The organism is Rhodoferax sp. OV413 (genome assembly GCF_900104385.1).
Lineage (GTDB): Bacteria > Pseudomonadota > Gammaproteobacteria > Burkholderiales > Burkholderiaceae_C > Rhodoferax_B.
Genome location: NZ_FNJA01000004.1, coordinates 314,419 through 328,241, shown reverse-complemented (window position 1 = coordinate 328,241; position 13,823 = coordinate 314,419). Strand labels below are relative to the sequence as shown.

Genomic DNA, 13,823 nt, shown 5'->3' with positions numbered 1-13,823 from the left:
ATCGGAAACGAAGATGGGCGAATCAGCGGATACCACTGATCTTGTGGGTCTGGATGCTCAGGCGCCAGGCGGGGTGCTGCATGCAGGTGTCTATACAGAGTGTCATATTGGCCGCCTGTTCGGGGCCGTCCATGGGTTGCAGGAAGCGGTGGGTGAACTGGCCGGTGCTGACCAATGTGCCCAGGTCCATGCCCGATTGTGGCCAGACCACTTTCAGCTCCTGGCCCTGCTGCTGTATCCAGGGCGCTCCGGCCTTGGGGCTGATGCAGAGCCAGTCAATGCCCTCGGGGGCGCGTACCGTGCCATTGCTTTCCACGGCGATGCGAAAGCCACGGGCGTGCAGGGCGGCAACCAGTTCGGCGTCGACTTGTAATAGCGGTTCGCCGCCTGTTAGCACGGTGAGCCGGTTCTGCGTGTCGCCCGCCGGCCATTGGGCTTCTATCAGGTCGGCCAGCGCGTCGGCTGTGGCAAATTTGCCGCCTAGGGTGCCGTCGGTGCCCACAAAGTCGGTATCGCAGAAGCGGCAGACCGCGGTGGCGCGGTCACTTTCGCGGCCGGTCCAGAGGTTGCAGCCCGCAAAGCGGCAAAACACGGCAGGGCTACCTGTCTGGGCGCCTTCGCCTTGCAGGGTGTAGAAAATCTCTTTGACGCTATAGGTCATGGGAACGCACCGCTGTCAGCGGTGAAACTTGCTAAGCCCTTGATTTTACGAGGCCAGCATGCCCTTTGTCTCGATGAAGGAAACCACCTCGGCCAACCCGGTCAGGGTTTTCAGATTGGTCATCACAAACGGCTTGACGCCCTGGCCGCTGCTGCGCATGCGGCGGGTGTCGGATTCCATGATGTCCAGGTTTGCGCCCACATGCGGCGCCAGGTCGGTTTTGTTGATCACGAACAGGTCGCTCTTGGTGATGCCGGGGCCACCTTTGCGCGGGATTTTCTCGCCGGCCGCCACGTCGATCACGTAGATGGTCAGGTCGCTGAGCTCGGGGCTGAAGGTGGCGGCCAGGTTGTCACCGCCGCTTTCCACAAACACGATGTCGGCATTCGGGTGCTCGACCAGCATGCGGTCAATGGCTTCGAGGTTGATCGAGCAGTCTTCGCGGATGGCGGTGTGCGGGCAGCCACCGGTTTCCACACCCATGATGCGGTCGGCGGGCAGGGCGCCGCTGACGGTCAGCAGGCGCTGGTCTTCCTTGGTGTAGATGTCATTGGTGATGGCCACCAGGTCGTACTTGTCGCGCATGGCCTTGCACAGCATTTCTAGCAAGGTGGTCTTGCCCGAGCCCACCGGGCCGCCGATGCCGACGCGCAGCGGGGGGAGTTTCTTGGTGCGATTTGCGATGTGGTGCAGTGTGCTCATGATCTAAACAGTCTGGAATATTGCACTTCGTGCTGGGAGGAAAGGATTGCCAGCATCGGCGAAAACGCCTGGCGCTGGCTGTCTGGGAGCTGGATGGCCTGGTCTACGGCGGCGGGAATGTCGGCCGCGAGTCGTGCCAGTATGCGCTGGCCGGCGCTCTGGCCCAGGGGCACGGACTTGATCGCCGACTGGGTCATGTTCTCGGCCCAGCCGAAAGCGTAGGCCAGCAGGCAGTCGCGCAGCGGGGCCTGGGTGGCGGCCGCGGCCAGCGCGTAAGCGATGGGGTAGGTGGGCTGCATCCTGGCGCAGGCGGCAATATGGTCTGGCGTGGCGGTGTTGTGGTTGCGCAGCCAGTCCAGCAGGGAACGGCCCATTTGCTCGGCCTGGGCGCGGAACTCGCTGGTTTCGCGGGTTTGCAGCACCCAGGCATTGAGTTCGGCCACAGAATCGATGGCACCGCGGCGCCAGGCCGGGATGGCTTTGGCGATGGCCGCCAGGTCGCCGCGCATCAGCGTGATGTGCAACTGGTCTATCAGCCAGTCGGATGCTCTGCTTTCTGTAGCTACTCCCGCACGGTCTACGGCCGCTTCCAGCCCTTCCGAGTACGAAAACCCGCCCACTGGCAAAGCCGGGGACGCCAGCCAGATCAGCTGCAGCAGGCTGGGCGTGGCCGCTTCTGGCCGGCTGGCACTGGGCTGAACGGCTCTGGCAGGGCGGCGGCGTAGCGGCGGTGTCAGGGGGCGGACTCTGCGCACCATCATCGGTTCAGTGGGAATGGCCGTGCCCATGGTCGTGTCCGCAGCCCGGGCCGTGGACGTGCGGTGCTGCCGCAATCGGGATCGTGATGGGCTTGATCGGCTTAGGCGCGGCGTGCCCATGGTCGTGGCCATGGCTGTGCCCGCCGGAAGCGTAGGCCCCGCCTTCGGGCTCAAACGCCACGGTGACTTCTGCCACCGTCAAATGCATGGCGCGCAGCATCTCGGCCAGCACATGGTCGGGCTCGATTTTCAAATGGTCGGGTTGCAGCTCGATGGGCACATGGCGATTGCCCAAGTGGTAGGCGGCACGGGTCAGGTCGAAAGGCGTGCCGTGCTCCGCGCAAGCGGTGATCAGCAGCACCGATTGCGGCGCGGCCAGTACCCGCACCAGCGAACCGTCTTCGGCCACCAGTACGTCGCCGCCGCGCACCAGGGTGCCGCGTGGCAGGAACACGCCGAGTTGCCGGCCCAGCGAGTCGGTGGCGTCGAAGCGGCTTTTCTGCCGTACGTCCCAGTCGAGTTCGATGGTGCTGGCGCGTTTCAGCAGGGCAGGGGCCAGACCCTTGCCTTGGGAGATGAGTTTGGAGGTTTGGAGCATTAAAAAAGAAAGTAACGTTGGGCCATCGGCAAGCTTACTGCGGCTTCGCAGGTCAGCAGCACCCCGTCGGCACGTACGCTGTAAGTTTGGGCATCGATTTCCATTTTCGGCAGATAGCTGTTGTGCACCATGTGCTGCTTGCGTACGCCGCGGATGTTGTGCACGGCGCTCAGGGTTTTGGCCAGGCCGAAGCGGTCCTTGATGCCAGCGTTCAGCCCAGCTTGCGACACAAACGTCAGCGAGCCACGCGCCAGGGCGCTGCCGTAGGAGCCGAACATAGGCCGGTAATGCACCGGCTGGGGTGTAGGGATACTGGCGTTCGGGTCGCCCATGGCGGCCATGGCGATGAAGCCGCCCTTCAGGATCAGCGCCGGCTTGACGCCGAAGAAGGCCGGCTTCCAGACCACCAGGTCGGCCCATTTGCCAACCTCGATACTGCCGACTTCGTGGCTGATGCCGTGGGCAATCGCCGGGTTGATGGTGTACTTGGCCACGTAGCGCTTGGCGCGGAAGTTGTCGTTGCGGCTGCTGTCTTCGGGCAGGCTACCGCGCTGGGTCTTCATCTTGTGCGCCGTCTGCCAAGTGCGCAGGATGACTTCGCCGACCCGGCCCATGGCCTGGCTGTCGCTGCTCATCATGCTGATGGCGCCCAGGTCGTGCAGCACGTCCTCGGCGGCAATGGTTTCCTTGCGGATGCGGCTTTCAGCAAAGGCCAGGTCTTCGGGGATGCTGGCGTCCAGATGGTGGCAGACCATCAGCATGTCCACGTGCTCGTCCAGCGTGTTCACGGTGTACGGCATGGTGGGGTTGGTGCTGCTGGGCAGGAAGTTGGCCTCGCCGACCACCCGCAGGATGTCGGGTGCATGGCCGCCGCCCGCGCCTTCGGTGTGGAAGGCGCACAGGCCGCGGCCCTTGGTCGCGGCAATGGTGTTTTCGACGAAGCCGCTCTCGTTCAGCGTGTCGGAATGGATGGCGACCTGGGTGTCGGTGGCGTCGGCCACGTCCAGGCAGTTGCTGATGGCGGCCGGCGTCGTGCCCCAGTCTTCGTGCAGCTTCAGGCCGATCACACCGGCGTTGATCTGCTCGTGCAGTGCTGCAGGCAGGCTGGCATTCCCTTTGCCCAGAAAGCCCAGGTTCATGGGGAAGGCGTCGGCCGCCTGCAGCATGCGCTCGATGTTCCAGGGGCCGGGCGTGCAGGTGGTGGCAAATGTGCCGGTGGCCGGGCCGGTGCCGCCGCCCATCATGGTGGTGACGCCGCTGGCCAGGGCTTCTTCGATCTGCTGCGGGCAGATGAAGTGGATGTGGCTGTCGATGCCGCCGGCGGTGACGATATTGCCCTCGCAGCTGATGACTTCGGTGCCCGGGCCGATGATGATGTCCACGCCGGGCTGCACGTCGGGGTTGCCGGCTTTGCCGATGGCGACGATGCGGCCGCCTTTGAGGCCAATGTCGGCCTTGACGATGCCCCAGTGGTCGAGGATCAGCGCATTGGTCATCACGCAGTCCACCGCGCCCTCGCTGTTCATGCGCTGGCTTTGCGCCATGCCGTCGCGGATGGTCTTGCCGCCGCCGAACTTCACTTCCTCGCCGTAGGCACCAGCCAGCAGCGTGTAGTCTTTTTCGACCTCGATCAGCAGGTCGGTATCGGCCAGGCGCACCCGGTCGCCGGTGGTGGGTCCAAAAATCTCGGCGTAAGCGCGTTTACCTATCGTTGCCATCAGAGTTTTCCTTGCGTGAGGCCGCGAAAGCCATACACCGTGCGGTCGCCCGCGAAATCCACCAGCTCCACCGTGCGCTGCTGGCCGGGCTCGAAGCGCACTGCGCTGCCGGAGGCGATGTTCAGCCGCATGCCTTGGGCGGCGGCGCGGTCAAAGCCGAGTGCGCCATTGGTTTCGGCAAAGTGGTAGTGCGAGCCGACCTGAATCGGTCGGTCGGCCGTGTTGCTGACTACCAGGGTGAGGCTGCGCCGCCCGGTGTTCAGGGCGTGCTCGCCCGCGTCAACCAAGAATTCGCCTGGGGTCATGCTGTGGCTCCTTACAGGACGGGAAGGACCGCCACCACGGCCACCAGGCCGCCGGCCACGCGCCGCATCCAGGCAGGGTAGCTGCGCAGCGCCAGGCCGATGGCCACGCCGGCCAGGTGCAGGCCCAGGGTTGCGACCAGCATGCCGACCAGCGGCGCCCAGCCGTTGTCGCCGCCGGCCAGCTCGGTGCCGTGGGCGATGCCGTGGAACACGGCAAACACGCCGACCACGCCGGCTGCCAGCAGGCTGGGCAACTGGGCCTTGGTGGCGACCAACAGGCCTAGCACCAGCAGCGATGCGGCGATCATCGGCTCCACGCCCGACAGTTGCAGCCCGCCCAGGCCCAGCAGCGCGCCGACCATCAGCATGCCTGCAAAAGAGATCGGTGCCAGCCAGACCCGGCGTGCTGTCATGGCGCTCCACAGGCCCACGGCCAGCATGGCAGCCATGTGGTCCATGCCGGTCAAGGGGTGCATCAACCCGTCCAGAAACGAGTGGTGTACGCCAGCATCAGTGCCTAAATGGGCGCTGGCACCCGTAGATACTGCGGCAGAAGCTATCAAAACAATAGTGCGTAGGGAGGGCGTGCGCATGGTGTGGGCGTCCGGTGGATTAAACAATGGGTTGGTGTACGGTGACCAGCTTGGTGCCGTCGGGGAAGGTGGCTTCGACCTGGATGTCGGGGATCATCTCGGCGATGCCGTCCATCACGTCGGCACGGCCCAGGATGTTGCGGCCTTCGCTCATCAGCTGGGCCACGCTCTTGCCGTCGCGCGCGCCTTCCATCACAGCAGCGCTGATGAAGGCAATGGCTTCGGGGTAGTTCAGTTTCAGGCCGCGGGCTTTGCGGCGTTCGGCCAGCAGGGCGGCGGTGAAGATCAGCAGCTTGTCTTTTTCGCGAGGAGTCAGTTCCATCTCGTTTCACTCGATAGTTAATTAGTGAGCTCGTGCGGCCGCATAAGCTGGCCGAACGCGTGGCGTAAGTTCCATGGAGGCTCGCTAGATAGAGGGCGTCAGTTCGATCACCATTATTAAGCAAGCTATGTGCCCCGCACATACGCCATCGGGCGCAGATCGCTGCCGATCAGTGCGGCCGGGGCTGGCCTGAAAGCTGCGACGCTCATGCGGTGCTTGACCCTGATAACTCCCCCCCATTTGATCCACCGCAGCATGTGGTGAAGGTCCGGCGCGACTACAACAGCTGGGTGGCCAGCGAGACGCTGGAAGACTACGCCCTGCGTTTCGCGCCGCAGCGCTTTCGCAAATGGTCGGAATGGCGGGTCGCCAACACCGCCTTTGGCGCGGCCTCGTTTCTGATTCTGGAGGCCGTAGGCGCCACCCTGCTGGTGCAGCATGGCTTTGTGAATGCCTTCTGGGCCATCGTGGTTACCGGCCTGATCATCTTTCTGGCTGGCCTGCCCATCAGCATCTACGCGGCCCGCTTTGGTGTGGATATGGATTTGCTGACCCGCGGCGCGGGCTTTGGCTACATTGGCTCCACGCTGACCTCGCTGATCTACGCGTCCTTCACCTTCATCTTCTTCGCGCTGGAGGCCGCGGTCATGGCCTATGCGCTGGAGCTGTCGCTGGGCATACCGCCGCGCTGGGGTTATTTGATCTGCGCGCTGGTGGTGATTCCGCTGGTGACGCACGGCGTGTCCATGATCAGCCGGCTGCAGGTCTGGACCCAGCCGCTGTGGCTGCTGTTGCTGGTCGTGCCGTTTGCGTATGTGTGGATGCGCGAACCTGGTGCATTTGCGGCCGTCACGCACTACGCTGGTGTATCTGGTAAGGGCGATAGCTTCAACATGCTCTCATTTGGTGCGGCGCTCACCGTGGGCATTGCGTTGATCACCCAAATGGGGGAGCAGGCCGACTACCTGCGCTTCATGCCCGCGCAGACAGCCCACAACCGGCGCCGCTGGTGGCTGGGCGTGCTGGCCGGCGGGCCAGGCTGGGTGCTGCTGGGTGTGGTGAAGATGCTGGGCGGCGCGCTGCTGGCCTATCTGGCCATCACCCATATGGTGCCGCCCGAGCGCGCGGTCGACCCGAACCAGATGTACCTGGCGGCCTACGAATACGTGTTTCCGCAGTACGGCTGGGCGGTGGCGGTGACCGCGCTGTTCGTGGTGCTGTCGCAGCTGAAGATCAACGTCACCAACGCCTATGCGGGCTCGCTGGCCTGGTCCAACTTCTTCTCGCGCATCACCCACAGCCATCCGGGCCGGGTGGTCTGGGTGGTGTTCAACACCTTGATCGCCTTCATGCTGATGGAGATGAACGTGTTCGAGGCGCTTGGCGATGTGCTCGGCCTGTACTCGAACCTGGCCATCGCCTGGATGATGGCCGTGGTGGCCGACCTGGTGATCAACAAGCCCTTAGGCCTGTCGCCGCCGGGCATCGAATTCAAGCGCGCCTATCTGTATGACATCAACCCGGTGGGAGTCGGCGCAATGGCCCTGGCCTCGGCCCTGTCCATGCTCGCCTACATGGGCTTGCTGGGGCCGATGGCGCAGGCGTTCTCGGCGCTGATCGCGCTGGGCACGGCGCTGCTGGCCTCGCCGCTGCTGGCCTGGTGGACCAAGGGCCGCTACTACATCGCCCGCGGCCCGCAGGCGGACTGGGTTCAGCGTGGCGCCAGCAAACCGCTGGACGTTGGCGGCTACCAGCGGCTGCAGCGCTGCGTGATCTGCGAGCGCGAATACGAGGCGCCCGACATGGCGCATTGCCCGGCCTACCAGGGCAGCATCTGCTCGCTGTGCTGCACGCTGGATGCGCGCTGCGGCGACCTGTGCAAGCCGCAGGCGAGCCTGTCGGTGCAATGGGCTTCGGCCCTGCGCTGGCTGCTGCCGCAGCGCATCTGGCCGTATCTGGATACCGGCCTGGCGCACTTCATCCTGCTGATGCTGGTGGTGGTGCCGGTGCTGGCCACCTTGTTTGGTTTGCTATATTTTCAAGAGCTGCGCGCGCTGGCCCAGTCTGCGCTGGATGCCGATTTAGATACGGGCCAGTCGCTGCGCTCGGGCTTCGTCAAAGCCTATATGGCCTTGATCGTCATCGCCGGCATCGTTGCCTGGTGGCTGGTGCTGGCGCACAAGAGCCGGCAGGTCGCGCAGGAAGAGTCGAACCGCCAAACCCATCTGCTGCAGCGCGAAATCGCCTCGCACCAGCAGACCGACCAGGCCTTGCAGGCCGCCCGCCTGGTGGCCGAGCAAGCCCGGGCCCAGGCCGACCACGCGAACCAGGCCAAGAGCCGCTACATCAGCGCCATCAGCCACGAGCTGCGGACCCCGCTGAACAGCATCCTCGGCTACGCCCAGCTGATGGGCGAGGATGCCAGCGTGCCGCCGCACCGACAGCAGGCAGTCAGCGTGATCAAGCGCGGCGGCGAGCATCTGCTGTCGCTGATCGAAGGCACGTTGGACATCGCCCGCATCGAGTCCGGCAAGCTGACCCTGGCCACCAAGGCCATGCCGTTTGCCGACCTGCTGCACGAAATGGCCGAGATGTTCGAACCCCAGGCGCGCGCCAAGGGCCTAGCCTTCCATTTCGACCCGCAGGGCGTGCTGCCCGAACAGGTGCGGGCCGACGAGAAGCGGCTGCGCCAGATCCTGATCAACCTGCTGGGCAATGCCATCAAGTTCACCGCCAGCGGCCGTGTCCGGCTGCGCGCCCGCTATGCGCTGCAAATGGCTTTCATCGAGATCGAAGACACCGGCCCTGGCATGCAGGCCGACGAGTTGGCGCAGATCTTCGAACCCTTTGCCCGCGGCACCCTGGCCGCGCCGACCAGCCCGGGCGCCGGCCTGGGACTGACCATCGCCAAGATGCTCACCGACCTGATGGGCGGCGAGATGACCGTGGCCAGCACGCCGGGCAGCGGCTCGGTGTTCCGCGTCAAACTGTTCCTGCCCGAGGTGCATGGCGCCGACCTGCAGGCCGTGCGGCCCAAGGCCGCGCGCTCCCGCCGCGCCTACTTGGGGCCGCGCCGCAAGCTGCTGGTAGTCGATAACGAAGAGCCCGACCGCGAGCTGCTGGTGCAGCTGCTGCAGCCCCTGGGCTTCGAGGTGCGCACCGCCGCCAGCGGCCACGACGCGCTGGACCTGCTAGCCGCCGGCTACCAGCCCGATGTGGTGCTGATGGACCTGGCCATGCCCGGCATCGATGGCTGGGAAACCATCCGCAGAATGCGTACCGACGGCCACCACGGCGCCCATGTGGCCATCGTCTCGGCCAATGCCTTTGACAAGGGCCTGGAAAACGATGTCGGGATCCGCCCCGAGGACTTCATCACCAAGCCGGTGCGGCACAGCGAGCTGCTGGACTGGCTGGAGCGCCGCCTGACTCTGCAGTGGAGTGACATCGCCACCCAGGAACCGGCCGCGCCAGCCACGACCCACCGGGTCTGGCCCGACGCGGCCAGCCTGCGCGCGCTGCGCGAGGTGGCCGAGCTGGGCTTCTACCGCGGTATCCTCAACCAGCTGGCCGCGCTTGAGGCCGACCAGCCCGCCTGCCGGGGCCTGGCGCAAGAAGTGCGCAGCCTGGCGCAACAATTCCAGTTTGAAGCCATAGGCCGCCTGCTGGCCGAGGCACCCGCTAGTCCCGCTTCCACCCATGCTCCCTGAACCCAAAGCCATGCTCGACCGCAGCAACAGCGACCTGGTGCTGATCGTTGACGACGTGCCCGACAACCTGGCCGTGCTGCACGACGCGCTGGACGAGTCCGGCTACACCGTGCTGGTCGCCACCCGCGGCGAAACCGCCTTGCAGCGCGCCGCCCAGGCCCTGCCCGACATCGTGCTGCTCGACGCCATGATGCCCGGCATGGACGGCTTCGAGGTCGCGCGCCGGCTGAAGGCCAACGCGGCCACTGCCCACATCCCCATCATCTTCATGACCGGCCTGACCGAGACCGAGCACCTGGTGGCGGCACTGGAGGCTGGCGGCGTGGACTACGTGACCAAGCCGATCAAGCCGAAAGAAGTGCTGGCCCGCATGAACGTGCATCTCCAGGGCGCGCGCCAGGCACGCCAGCAGGTGCGCCAGGCCGGCCAGGCGCGCAATGCGCTGGACGCGTTTGGCTACGCCAGCATCACCGTGCGCGCGAGCGACGGCAAGCTGATGTGGCAGACCGCGCTGGCCCGTGATCTTTTGATGGATTACTTTGGCACCAGCGCACCACAGACCCCGCAGCTGGTGGTCGACTGGTTGCAGCAGCACTTACCCGCTGCGCAACAGCAGGTCGAGCCGCCGCGCCTCAGCGTGGAGCAGGGCGCGCGCCGCCTGAGCTTCCGCCTGCACCAGCAGACCGGCGACAGCGAGGGCGGCGGCGACTGGCTGATCGTGATGCGCGAGGTGTCCGACGCCGCGGTGATCGAGGCCATGAGCCTGAGCTTCAAGCTCACCACCCGCGAGGCCGAGGTGCTGTACTGGGTGGTCAAGGGCAAGACCAACCGCGACATCGGCGAGATCCTGGGCAGCAGCCCGGCTACGGTGAAGAAGCACCTGGAGCGCGTCTACGTGAAGCTAGGCGTAGAAACACGCACTGCCGCGGCCGGCGTGGCCATGACGAAGATCCGCCAGCTGCACCCGCAGTTCGAGGGCTAGTTTCAAAAGTTTTAGGGCTGTAGCGCAGATGGCACCAGCGCTAGTAGCTATTAAATAGATAGTAAACCCGCTGCGTTCATCTGGCACAAACACCGATGTCCCTGTCGGCTGCTTGTTCAGCAGCGTGCAGGGACATCGGTGGTGGGGGATGGCGTGCCGCGTAGGCGGCTGCCGCGGTTTTTAGAAGTTGGACCAGTCGCCGCCGCCGGCTGCGGCCAGGGCGGTCTTGGGCATGCTGAGCTTGGGGGCGGCCAGCTTGCTGGCGCCGAAGACCGGGCGAGTCACATTTTTGGCCCGCTCAGGGCTGCGCCGTTCTTGGGGGCGGGCGGCCGGAGTGGCATAGCTACCGGTGTTGGCGGCGAGCTTGAACACGGCCACCGATTGCAGCAGCTGTTCGGCCTGGGTCTGCAGGCTGTTGGCGGCTGCCGCCGATTCTTCGACCAGGGCGGCATTCTGCTGCGTCACCTGGTCCATCTGGGTGATGGCGGTGCCCACCTGGGCTACGCCCTGGCTCTGCTCGCTGCTGGCCGAGCTGACTTCGCCAATGATGTCGGTCACCCGGCGGATGGCGGTGACCACCTCGGTCATGGTGCTGCCGGCTTTGGCCACCAGGTTGCTGCCTTGCTCCACCTGGCTCACGCTGTTGTCGATCAGGGTCTTGATCTCCTTGGCCGCGGCTGCGCTGCGCTGGGCCAGGTTGCGCACTTCGGAGGCCACCACCGCAAAACCGCGGCCTTGTTCGCCGGCACGGGCAGCTTCCACAGCCGCATTCAGCGCCAGGATATTGGTCTGGAAGGCGATGCCGTCGATCACGCTGATGATGTCGGAAATCTTCTTGCTGCTGTCGTTGATGTCCTTCATGGTGTCTACCACCTGGTTGACCACGGCGCCGCCTTGCACGGCCACGGTCGATGCATTCACGGCCAGCTGGTTGGCCTGGTGGGCGCTGTCGGCGTTCTGCCGTACGGTGCTGGAGAGTTCTTCCATGGAGGCGGCGGTTTCTTCCAGGGCGCCGGCTTGTTGTTCGGTGCGGCTAGACAGGTCGCTATTGCCCTGGGCGATCTCGGCGCTGGCGGTGGCTACGCCATCGGCGCTTTGGCGCACGTGGGACACCACACCCACCAGGCTGTCCTGCATGGCTTTGAGCTGGGCCATCAGGCTGCTGCTGTCGCCGGGCTTGACGGTAATCGGCATGGTCAGGTCGCCTTGGGCCACAGCGCGGGCCAGGTCGGCCGCCACGGCGGGTTCGCCGCCCAGAGCGCCTACCAGGTTGCGGGTAATCAGCACACCCAGGGCTGCGGCTGCGGCGACGGCCAGCAGGCTGAAGGCCATCAGCTGCAGCTTGGCGTGTTGGTAGTCGGCGGCGGCACTGGCCACGCTTTCGACACCGCCCTTGCTGCTGAAGCTTTGGTAGTTTTTGGCTGCGGTCAGCAGGGCGGCCAGCAGGGGGCGGCATTCCTTGTTCATCTTGGCGATGGCTTCGTCCTTCTTGCCGTCCAGGGCCAGCTTCACGATGTCGAGCGCGACGGGGCCGTACAGGCCTTCGACCCGGTTGATTTCTTCCACCAGCTTGCGTTCTTCGGCGCTGGTTTTGGGGTTCTGCTGGATGGCCTTGTTCAGTTTCAGCAGGCTGTCCTGGGTGTCCTGGTGGGCTTGGGTCACGGCCTGCTTTTCCGCGGCGATATCTTCGGGGGCGGATACCAGCACCAGGTTGCGGGCGGCAATCGCGCGGCGGTTGACGGCACCACGCACGTCCGTCACCAGCTGGCTTTGCGCTACGTTGATCTGGTTGTATTCGGTGAAGTTGCTATTGGTATTGCTCAGCGCGTTCAGGGCGGCGAGGGAGATGGCCAGTACCAGGGCGGCCAGCAGGCCAAAGGCAAAGCTGAGCTGGCCTTTGACGGTGAAGTTCTTGAAGTTCATGGGAAGTCTCTTGGATTAAATGGGGTGGGTTATTGATTAGTGGACGGCGGCGGCGCTGGTGGCAGGCTTGCCCAACAGGGCTTCGGTATCCAGCAGCACGAGCATGCGTTCGCCCAGGTTGGCCAGGCCGGTAATGGCGTTGACGTCGGCATCGGGGTGCAGCGTGGGTGCCGGTTGCACGCAGGCGGGCTCCAGCTGCACGACATCTGAAACCGCATCCACCACCACGCCGATGACCTGGTGTTCCAGGTTCAAAACCACGACGACGGTGGTAGCCGTGTAGGCGGCGGTGGCGCAGTGCAGCTTGAGCCGCAAATCAATGATCGGCACGATCACGCCGCGCAGATTGATCACGCCCAGCCATTCGTCGGGCGCATTGGCAATGTGGGTCGGCTTGGCATAAGAACGGATCTCCTGCACTTTCAGGATGTCAATGCCGTATTCCACCGGCCCGAGCCGGAAGGAGAGGTATTCGCTGGTGGCGCCCAGCGCTGCCGTGGCGCTGGTGCTGGGCTGAGGGGCGGGTATGTGCATCGTTGCGTTGTCGTTATGTTGCGGTGTGTGAATTTTAAATAAAATTGATACAAATGGTTTATATGATTCTTTTGCAGGCGTGGAAAATGACACGAAAGCATAAATATGAAAGTATTTCGTGCATTTCAGCGGCCTGTTTTCGGTAGTTTTTCCGCATTTCACGGGCTGACGCAGGCGTTTTGGGGCCTCAATGGCGCTGCAGGCCCGATTGCACCGCAAATCTGCGGGAATATCCAAAGTGATAAAAATCCATGGCCGGTTCCTCCGATAGGCTTGCCATGTGGGTACGCATATTGCTGGGCTCCTGCCATGGCAGCCGGCACGCCGGCCCCCTTTTCAACCCACTATTGCGTCCCATGAATATCGACTTCGCCACCCTGACCGAATACCAGCGCTACAAGATGATGGCCAGCCTGATCGTGCCGCGGCCGATTGCGCTGGTCACCACCTTGGGCGAAGACGGCGTGGTCAACGCCGCGCCGTTCAGCATGTTCAATATGCTGGGCGAGGAGCCGCCCATCGTGATGCTCAGCATCAACCGGCTGAAAGACGGGCATCTCAAGCACACGGCGGCGAACATCCAGCGCAGTAAGGAATTTGTGGTGCACATGTGCGACGAAGACCTGGCCGAGCAGATGCACCGCTGCGGCGAGAACTTCCCGGTGCATGTGAGCGAGCTGGACGCGGTGGGGCTGACCACGGCACCGTCGTCATCGGTGGCGCCGCCGCGCATCGCCGAGGCGCCGGTGGCGTTTGAATGCACGCTGTGGGAAACGCTGGAGACCACCAGCCGGCAGATCTTCATCGGCCAGGTGCGCTGGATGCATGCGCGTGACGAGCTGATCGACACCGAGAATTGGCGCGTGCGCCTGCAGCACTACCAGCCGGTGGGCCGCTTTGGCGCCAGCTTCTATGTGAAGACCAATGAGCGTTACGCGCTGGAAGCCCAGGCCGCGGCGCGCAGCACGGCGATTGACGAGATGTAAGTGTTTTAGGGCTCTGGCGCTTATTCCACCA

The 13,823-nt window shown here is 64.5% G+C and carries 13 protein-coding genes; 3 read left to right on the top strand and 10 right to left on the bottom strand.

Annotated features, from left to right (window positions below):
- Positions 1 to 22 precede the first annotated feature (22 nt).
- From queE to BLT66_RS16045, 8 genes are read right to left on the bottom strand one after another with little or no spacing between them, the layout of a single operon-like run.
- Positions 23 to 661 (bottom strand): 7-carboxy-7-deazaguanine synthase, encoded by a 639-nt coding sequence (queE, locus tag BLT66_RS16080; RefSeq protein WP_092758884.1) that lies wholly within the window; start codon positions 659 to 661, stop codon positions 23 to 25.
- Between the two features lie 45 nt (positions 662 to 706).
- A complete protein-coding gene (gene ureG, locus BLT66_RS16075; protein ID WP_092758882.1) occupies positions 707 to 1,363 on the bottom strand; it encodes an urease accessory protein UreG in 657 nt (218 codons plus the stop codon).
- The gene (locus tag BLT66_RS16070) at positions 1,360 to 2,151 is read right to left on the bottom strand and encodes an urease accessory protein UreF (RefSeq protein WP_255406954.1); all 792 of its coding nucleotides are present in this window, start codon (positions 2,149 to 2,151) and stop codon (positions 1,360 to 1,362) included. Before BLT66_RS16070 ends, ureG begins: the two co-directional genes overlap by 4 nt.
- Complete coding sequence (gene ureE / locus BLT66_RS16065; protein ID WP_092758880.1) at positions 2,129 to 2,719, bottom strand: urease accessory protein UreE; 591 nt, start codon at positions 2,717 to 2,719, stop codon at positions 2,129 to 2,131. The genes BLT66_RS16070 and ureE overlap by 23 nt, the downstream gene beginning before the upstream one ends.
- Complete coding sequence (ureC, locus tag BLT66_RS16060) at positions 2,719 to 4,437, bottom strand: urease subunit alpha (protein ID WP_092758878.1); 1,719 nt, start codon at positions 4,435 to 4,437, stop codon at positions 2,719 to 2,721. The genes ureE and ureC overlap by 1 nt, the downstream gene beginning before the upstream one ends.
- Positions 4,437 to 4,742: an urease subunit beta gene (locus tag BLT66_RS16055; RefSeq protein ID WP_092758876.1), complete on the bottom strand. Its 306-nt coding sequence runs from the start codon at positions 4,740 to 4,742 to the stop codon at positions 4,437 to 4,439. The genes ureC and BLT66_RS16055 overlap by 1 nt, the downstream gene beginning before the upstream one ends.
- An 11-nt stretch (positions 4,743 to 4,753) precedes the next feature.
- Complete coding sequence (locus tag BLT66_RS16050; protein ID WP_092758874.1) at positions 4,754 to 5,335, bottom strand: HupE/UreJ family protein; 582 nt, start codon at positions 5,333 to 5,335, stop codon at positions 4,754 to 4,756.
- Between the two features lie 19 nt (positions 5,336 to 5,354).
- The gene (locus BLT66_RS16045; RefSeq protein ID WP_092758872.1) at positions 5,355 to 5,657 is read right to left on the bottom strand and encodes an urease subunit gamma; all 303 of its coding nucleotides are present in this window, start codon (positions 5,655 to 5,657) and stop codon (positions 5,355 to 5,357) included.
- A gap of 212 nt (positions 5,658 to 5,869) precedes the next feature.
- On the opposite strand from BLT66_RS16045, the gene BLT66_RS16040 reads away from it, so the two are divergent.
- Together BLT66_RS16040 and BLT66_RS16035 are read left to right on the top strand one after the other, a co-directional pair.
- Entirely contained in the window at positions 5,870 to 9,367 is a 3,498-nt protein-coding gene (locus BLT66_RS16040) for a hybrid sensor histidine kinase/response regulator (protein WP_255406952.1), read from the top strand.
- Positions 9,357 to 10,349, top strand: a complete 993-nt coding sequence (locus BLT66_RS16035) for a response regulator (RefSeq protein WP_092758868.1) — start codon at positions 9,357 to 9,359, stop codon at positions 10,347 to 10,349. Before BLT66_RS16040 ends, BLT66_RS16035 begins: the two co-directional genes overlap by 11 nt.
- A gap of 180 nt (positions 10,350 to 10,529) precedes the next feature.
- On the opposite strand, the gene BLT66_RS27430 is transcribed toward BLT66_RS16035, so the two are convergent.
- Together BLT66_RS27430 and BLT66_RS16025 are read right to left on the bottom strand one after the other, a co-directional pair.
- The gene (locus BLT66_RS27430) at positions 10,530 to 12,272 is read right to left on the bottom strand and encodes a methyl-accepting chemotaxis protein (protein WP_092758866.1); all 1,743 of its coding nucleotides are present in this window, start codon (positions 12,270 to 12,272) and stop codon (positions 10,530 to 10,532) included.
- 36 nt (positions 12,273 to 12,308) lie between these two features.
- Positions 12,309 to 12,806 carry a chemotaxis protein CheW gene (locus BLT66_RS16025; RefSeq protein WP_092758864.1) on the bottom strand — a complete coding sequence of 166 codons (498 nt, stop codon included), beginning with the start codon at positions 12,804 to 12,806 and terminating at the stop codon, positions 12,309 to 12,311.
- A gap of 356 nt (positions 12,807 to 13,162) precedes the next feature.
- Between BLT66_RS16025 and BLT66_RS16020 the strand changes: the two genes are divergently transcribed.
- A complete protein-coding gene (locus tag BLT66_RS16020) occupies positions 13,163 to 13,792 on the top strand; it encodes a flavin reductase family protein (protein WP_092758862.1) in 630 nt (209 codons plus the stop codon).
- Positions 13,793 to 13,823: the final 31 nt, after the last annotated feature.

Excerpts from the sequence above, each read along its gene's own strand:
- queE (WP_092758884.1), bottom strand. The coding sequence starts at position 661 with ATGACCTATAGCGTCAAAGAGATTTTCTACACCCTGCAAGGCGAAGGC.
- ureG (WP_092758882.1), bottom strand. The coding sequence starts at position 1,363 with ATGAGCACACTGCACCACATCGCAAATCGCACCAAGAAACTCCCCCCG.
- BLT66_RS16070 (WP_255406954.1), bottom strand. The coding sequence starts at position 2,151 with ATGGGCACGGCCATTCCCACTGAACCGATGATGGTGCGCAGAGTCCGC.
- ureE (WP_092758880.1), bottom strand. The coding sequence starts at position 2,719 with ATGCTCCAAACCTCCAAACTCATCTCCCAAGGCAAGGGTCTGGCCCCT.
- ureC (WP_092758878.1), bottom strand. The coding sequence starts at position 4,437 with ATGGCAACGATAGGTAAACGCGCTTACGCCGAGATTTTTGGACCCACC.
- BLT66_RS16055 (WP_092758876.1), bottom strand. The coding sequence starts at position 4,742 with ATGACCCCAGGCGAATTCTTGGTTGACGCGGGCGAGCACGCCCTGAAC.
- BLT66_RS16050 (WP_092758874.1), bottom strand. The coding sequence starts at position 5,335 with ATGCGCACGCCCTCCCTACGCACTATTGTTTTGATAGCTTCTGCCGCA.
- BLT66_RS16045 (WP_092758872.1), bottom strand. The coding sequence starts at position 5,657 with ATGGAACTGACTCCTCGCGAAAAAGACAAGCTGCTGATCTTCACCGCC.
- BLT66_RS16035 (WP_092758868.1), top strand. The coding sequence starts at position 9,357 with ATGCTCCCTGAACCCAAAGCCATGCTCGACCGCAGCAACAGCGACCTG.
- BLT66_RS27430 (WP_092758866.1), bottom strand. The coding sequence starts at position 12,272 with ATGAACTTCAAGAACTTCACCGTCAAAGGCCAGCTCAGCTTTGCCTTT.
- BLT66_RS16025 (WP_092758864.1), bottom strand. The coding sequence starts at position 12,806 with ATGCACATACCCGCCCCTCAGCCCAGCACCAGCGCCACGGCAGCGCTG.
- BLT66_RS16020 (WP_092758862.1), top strand. The coding sequence starts at position 13,163 with ATGAATATCGACTTCGCCACCCTGACCGAATACCAGCGCTACAAGATG.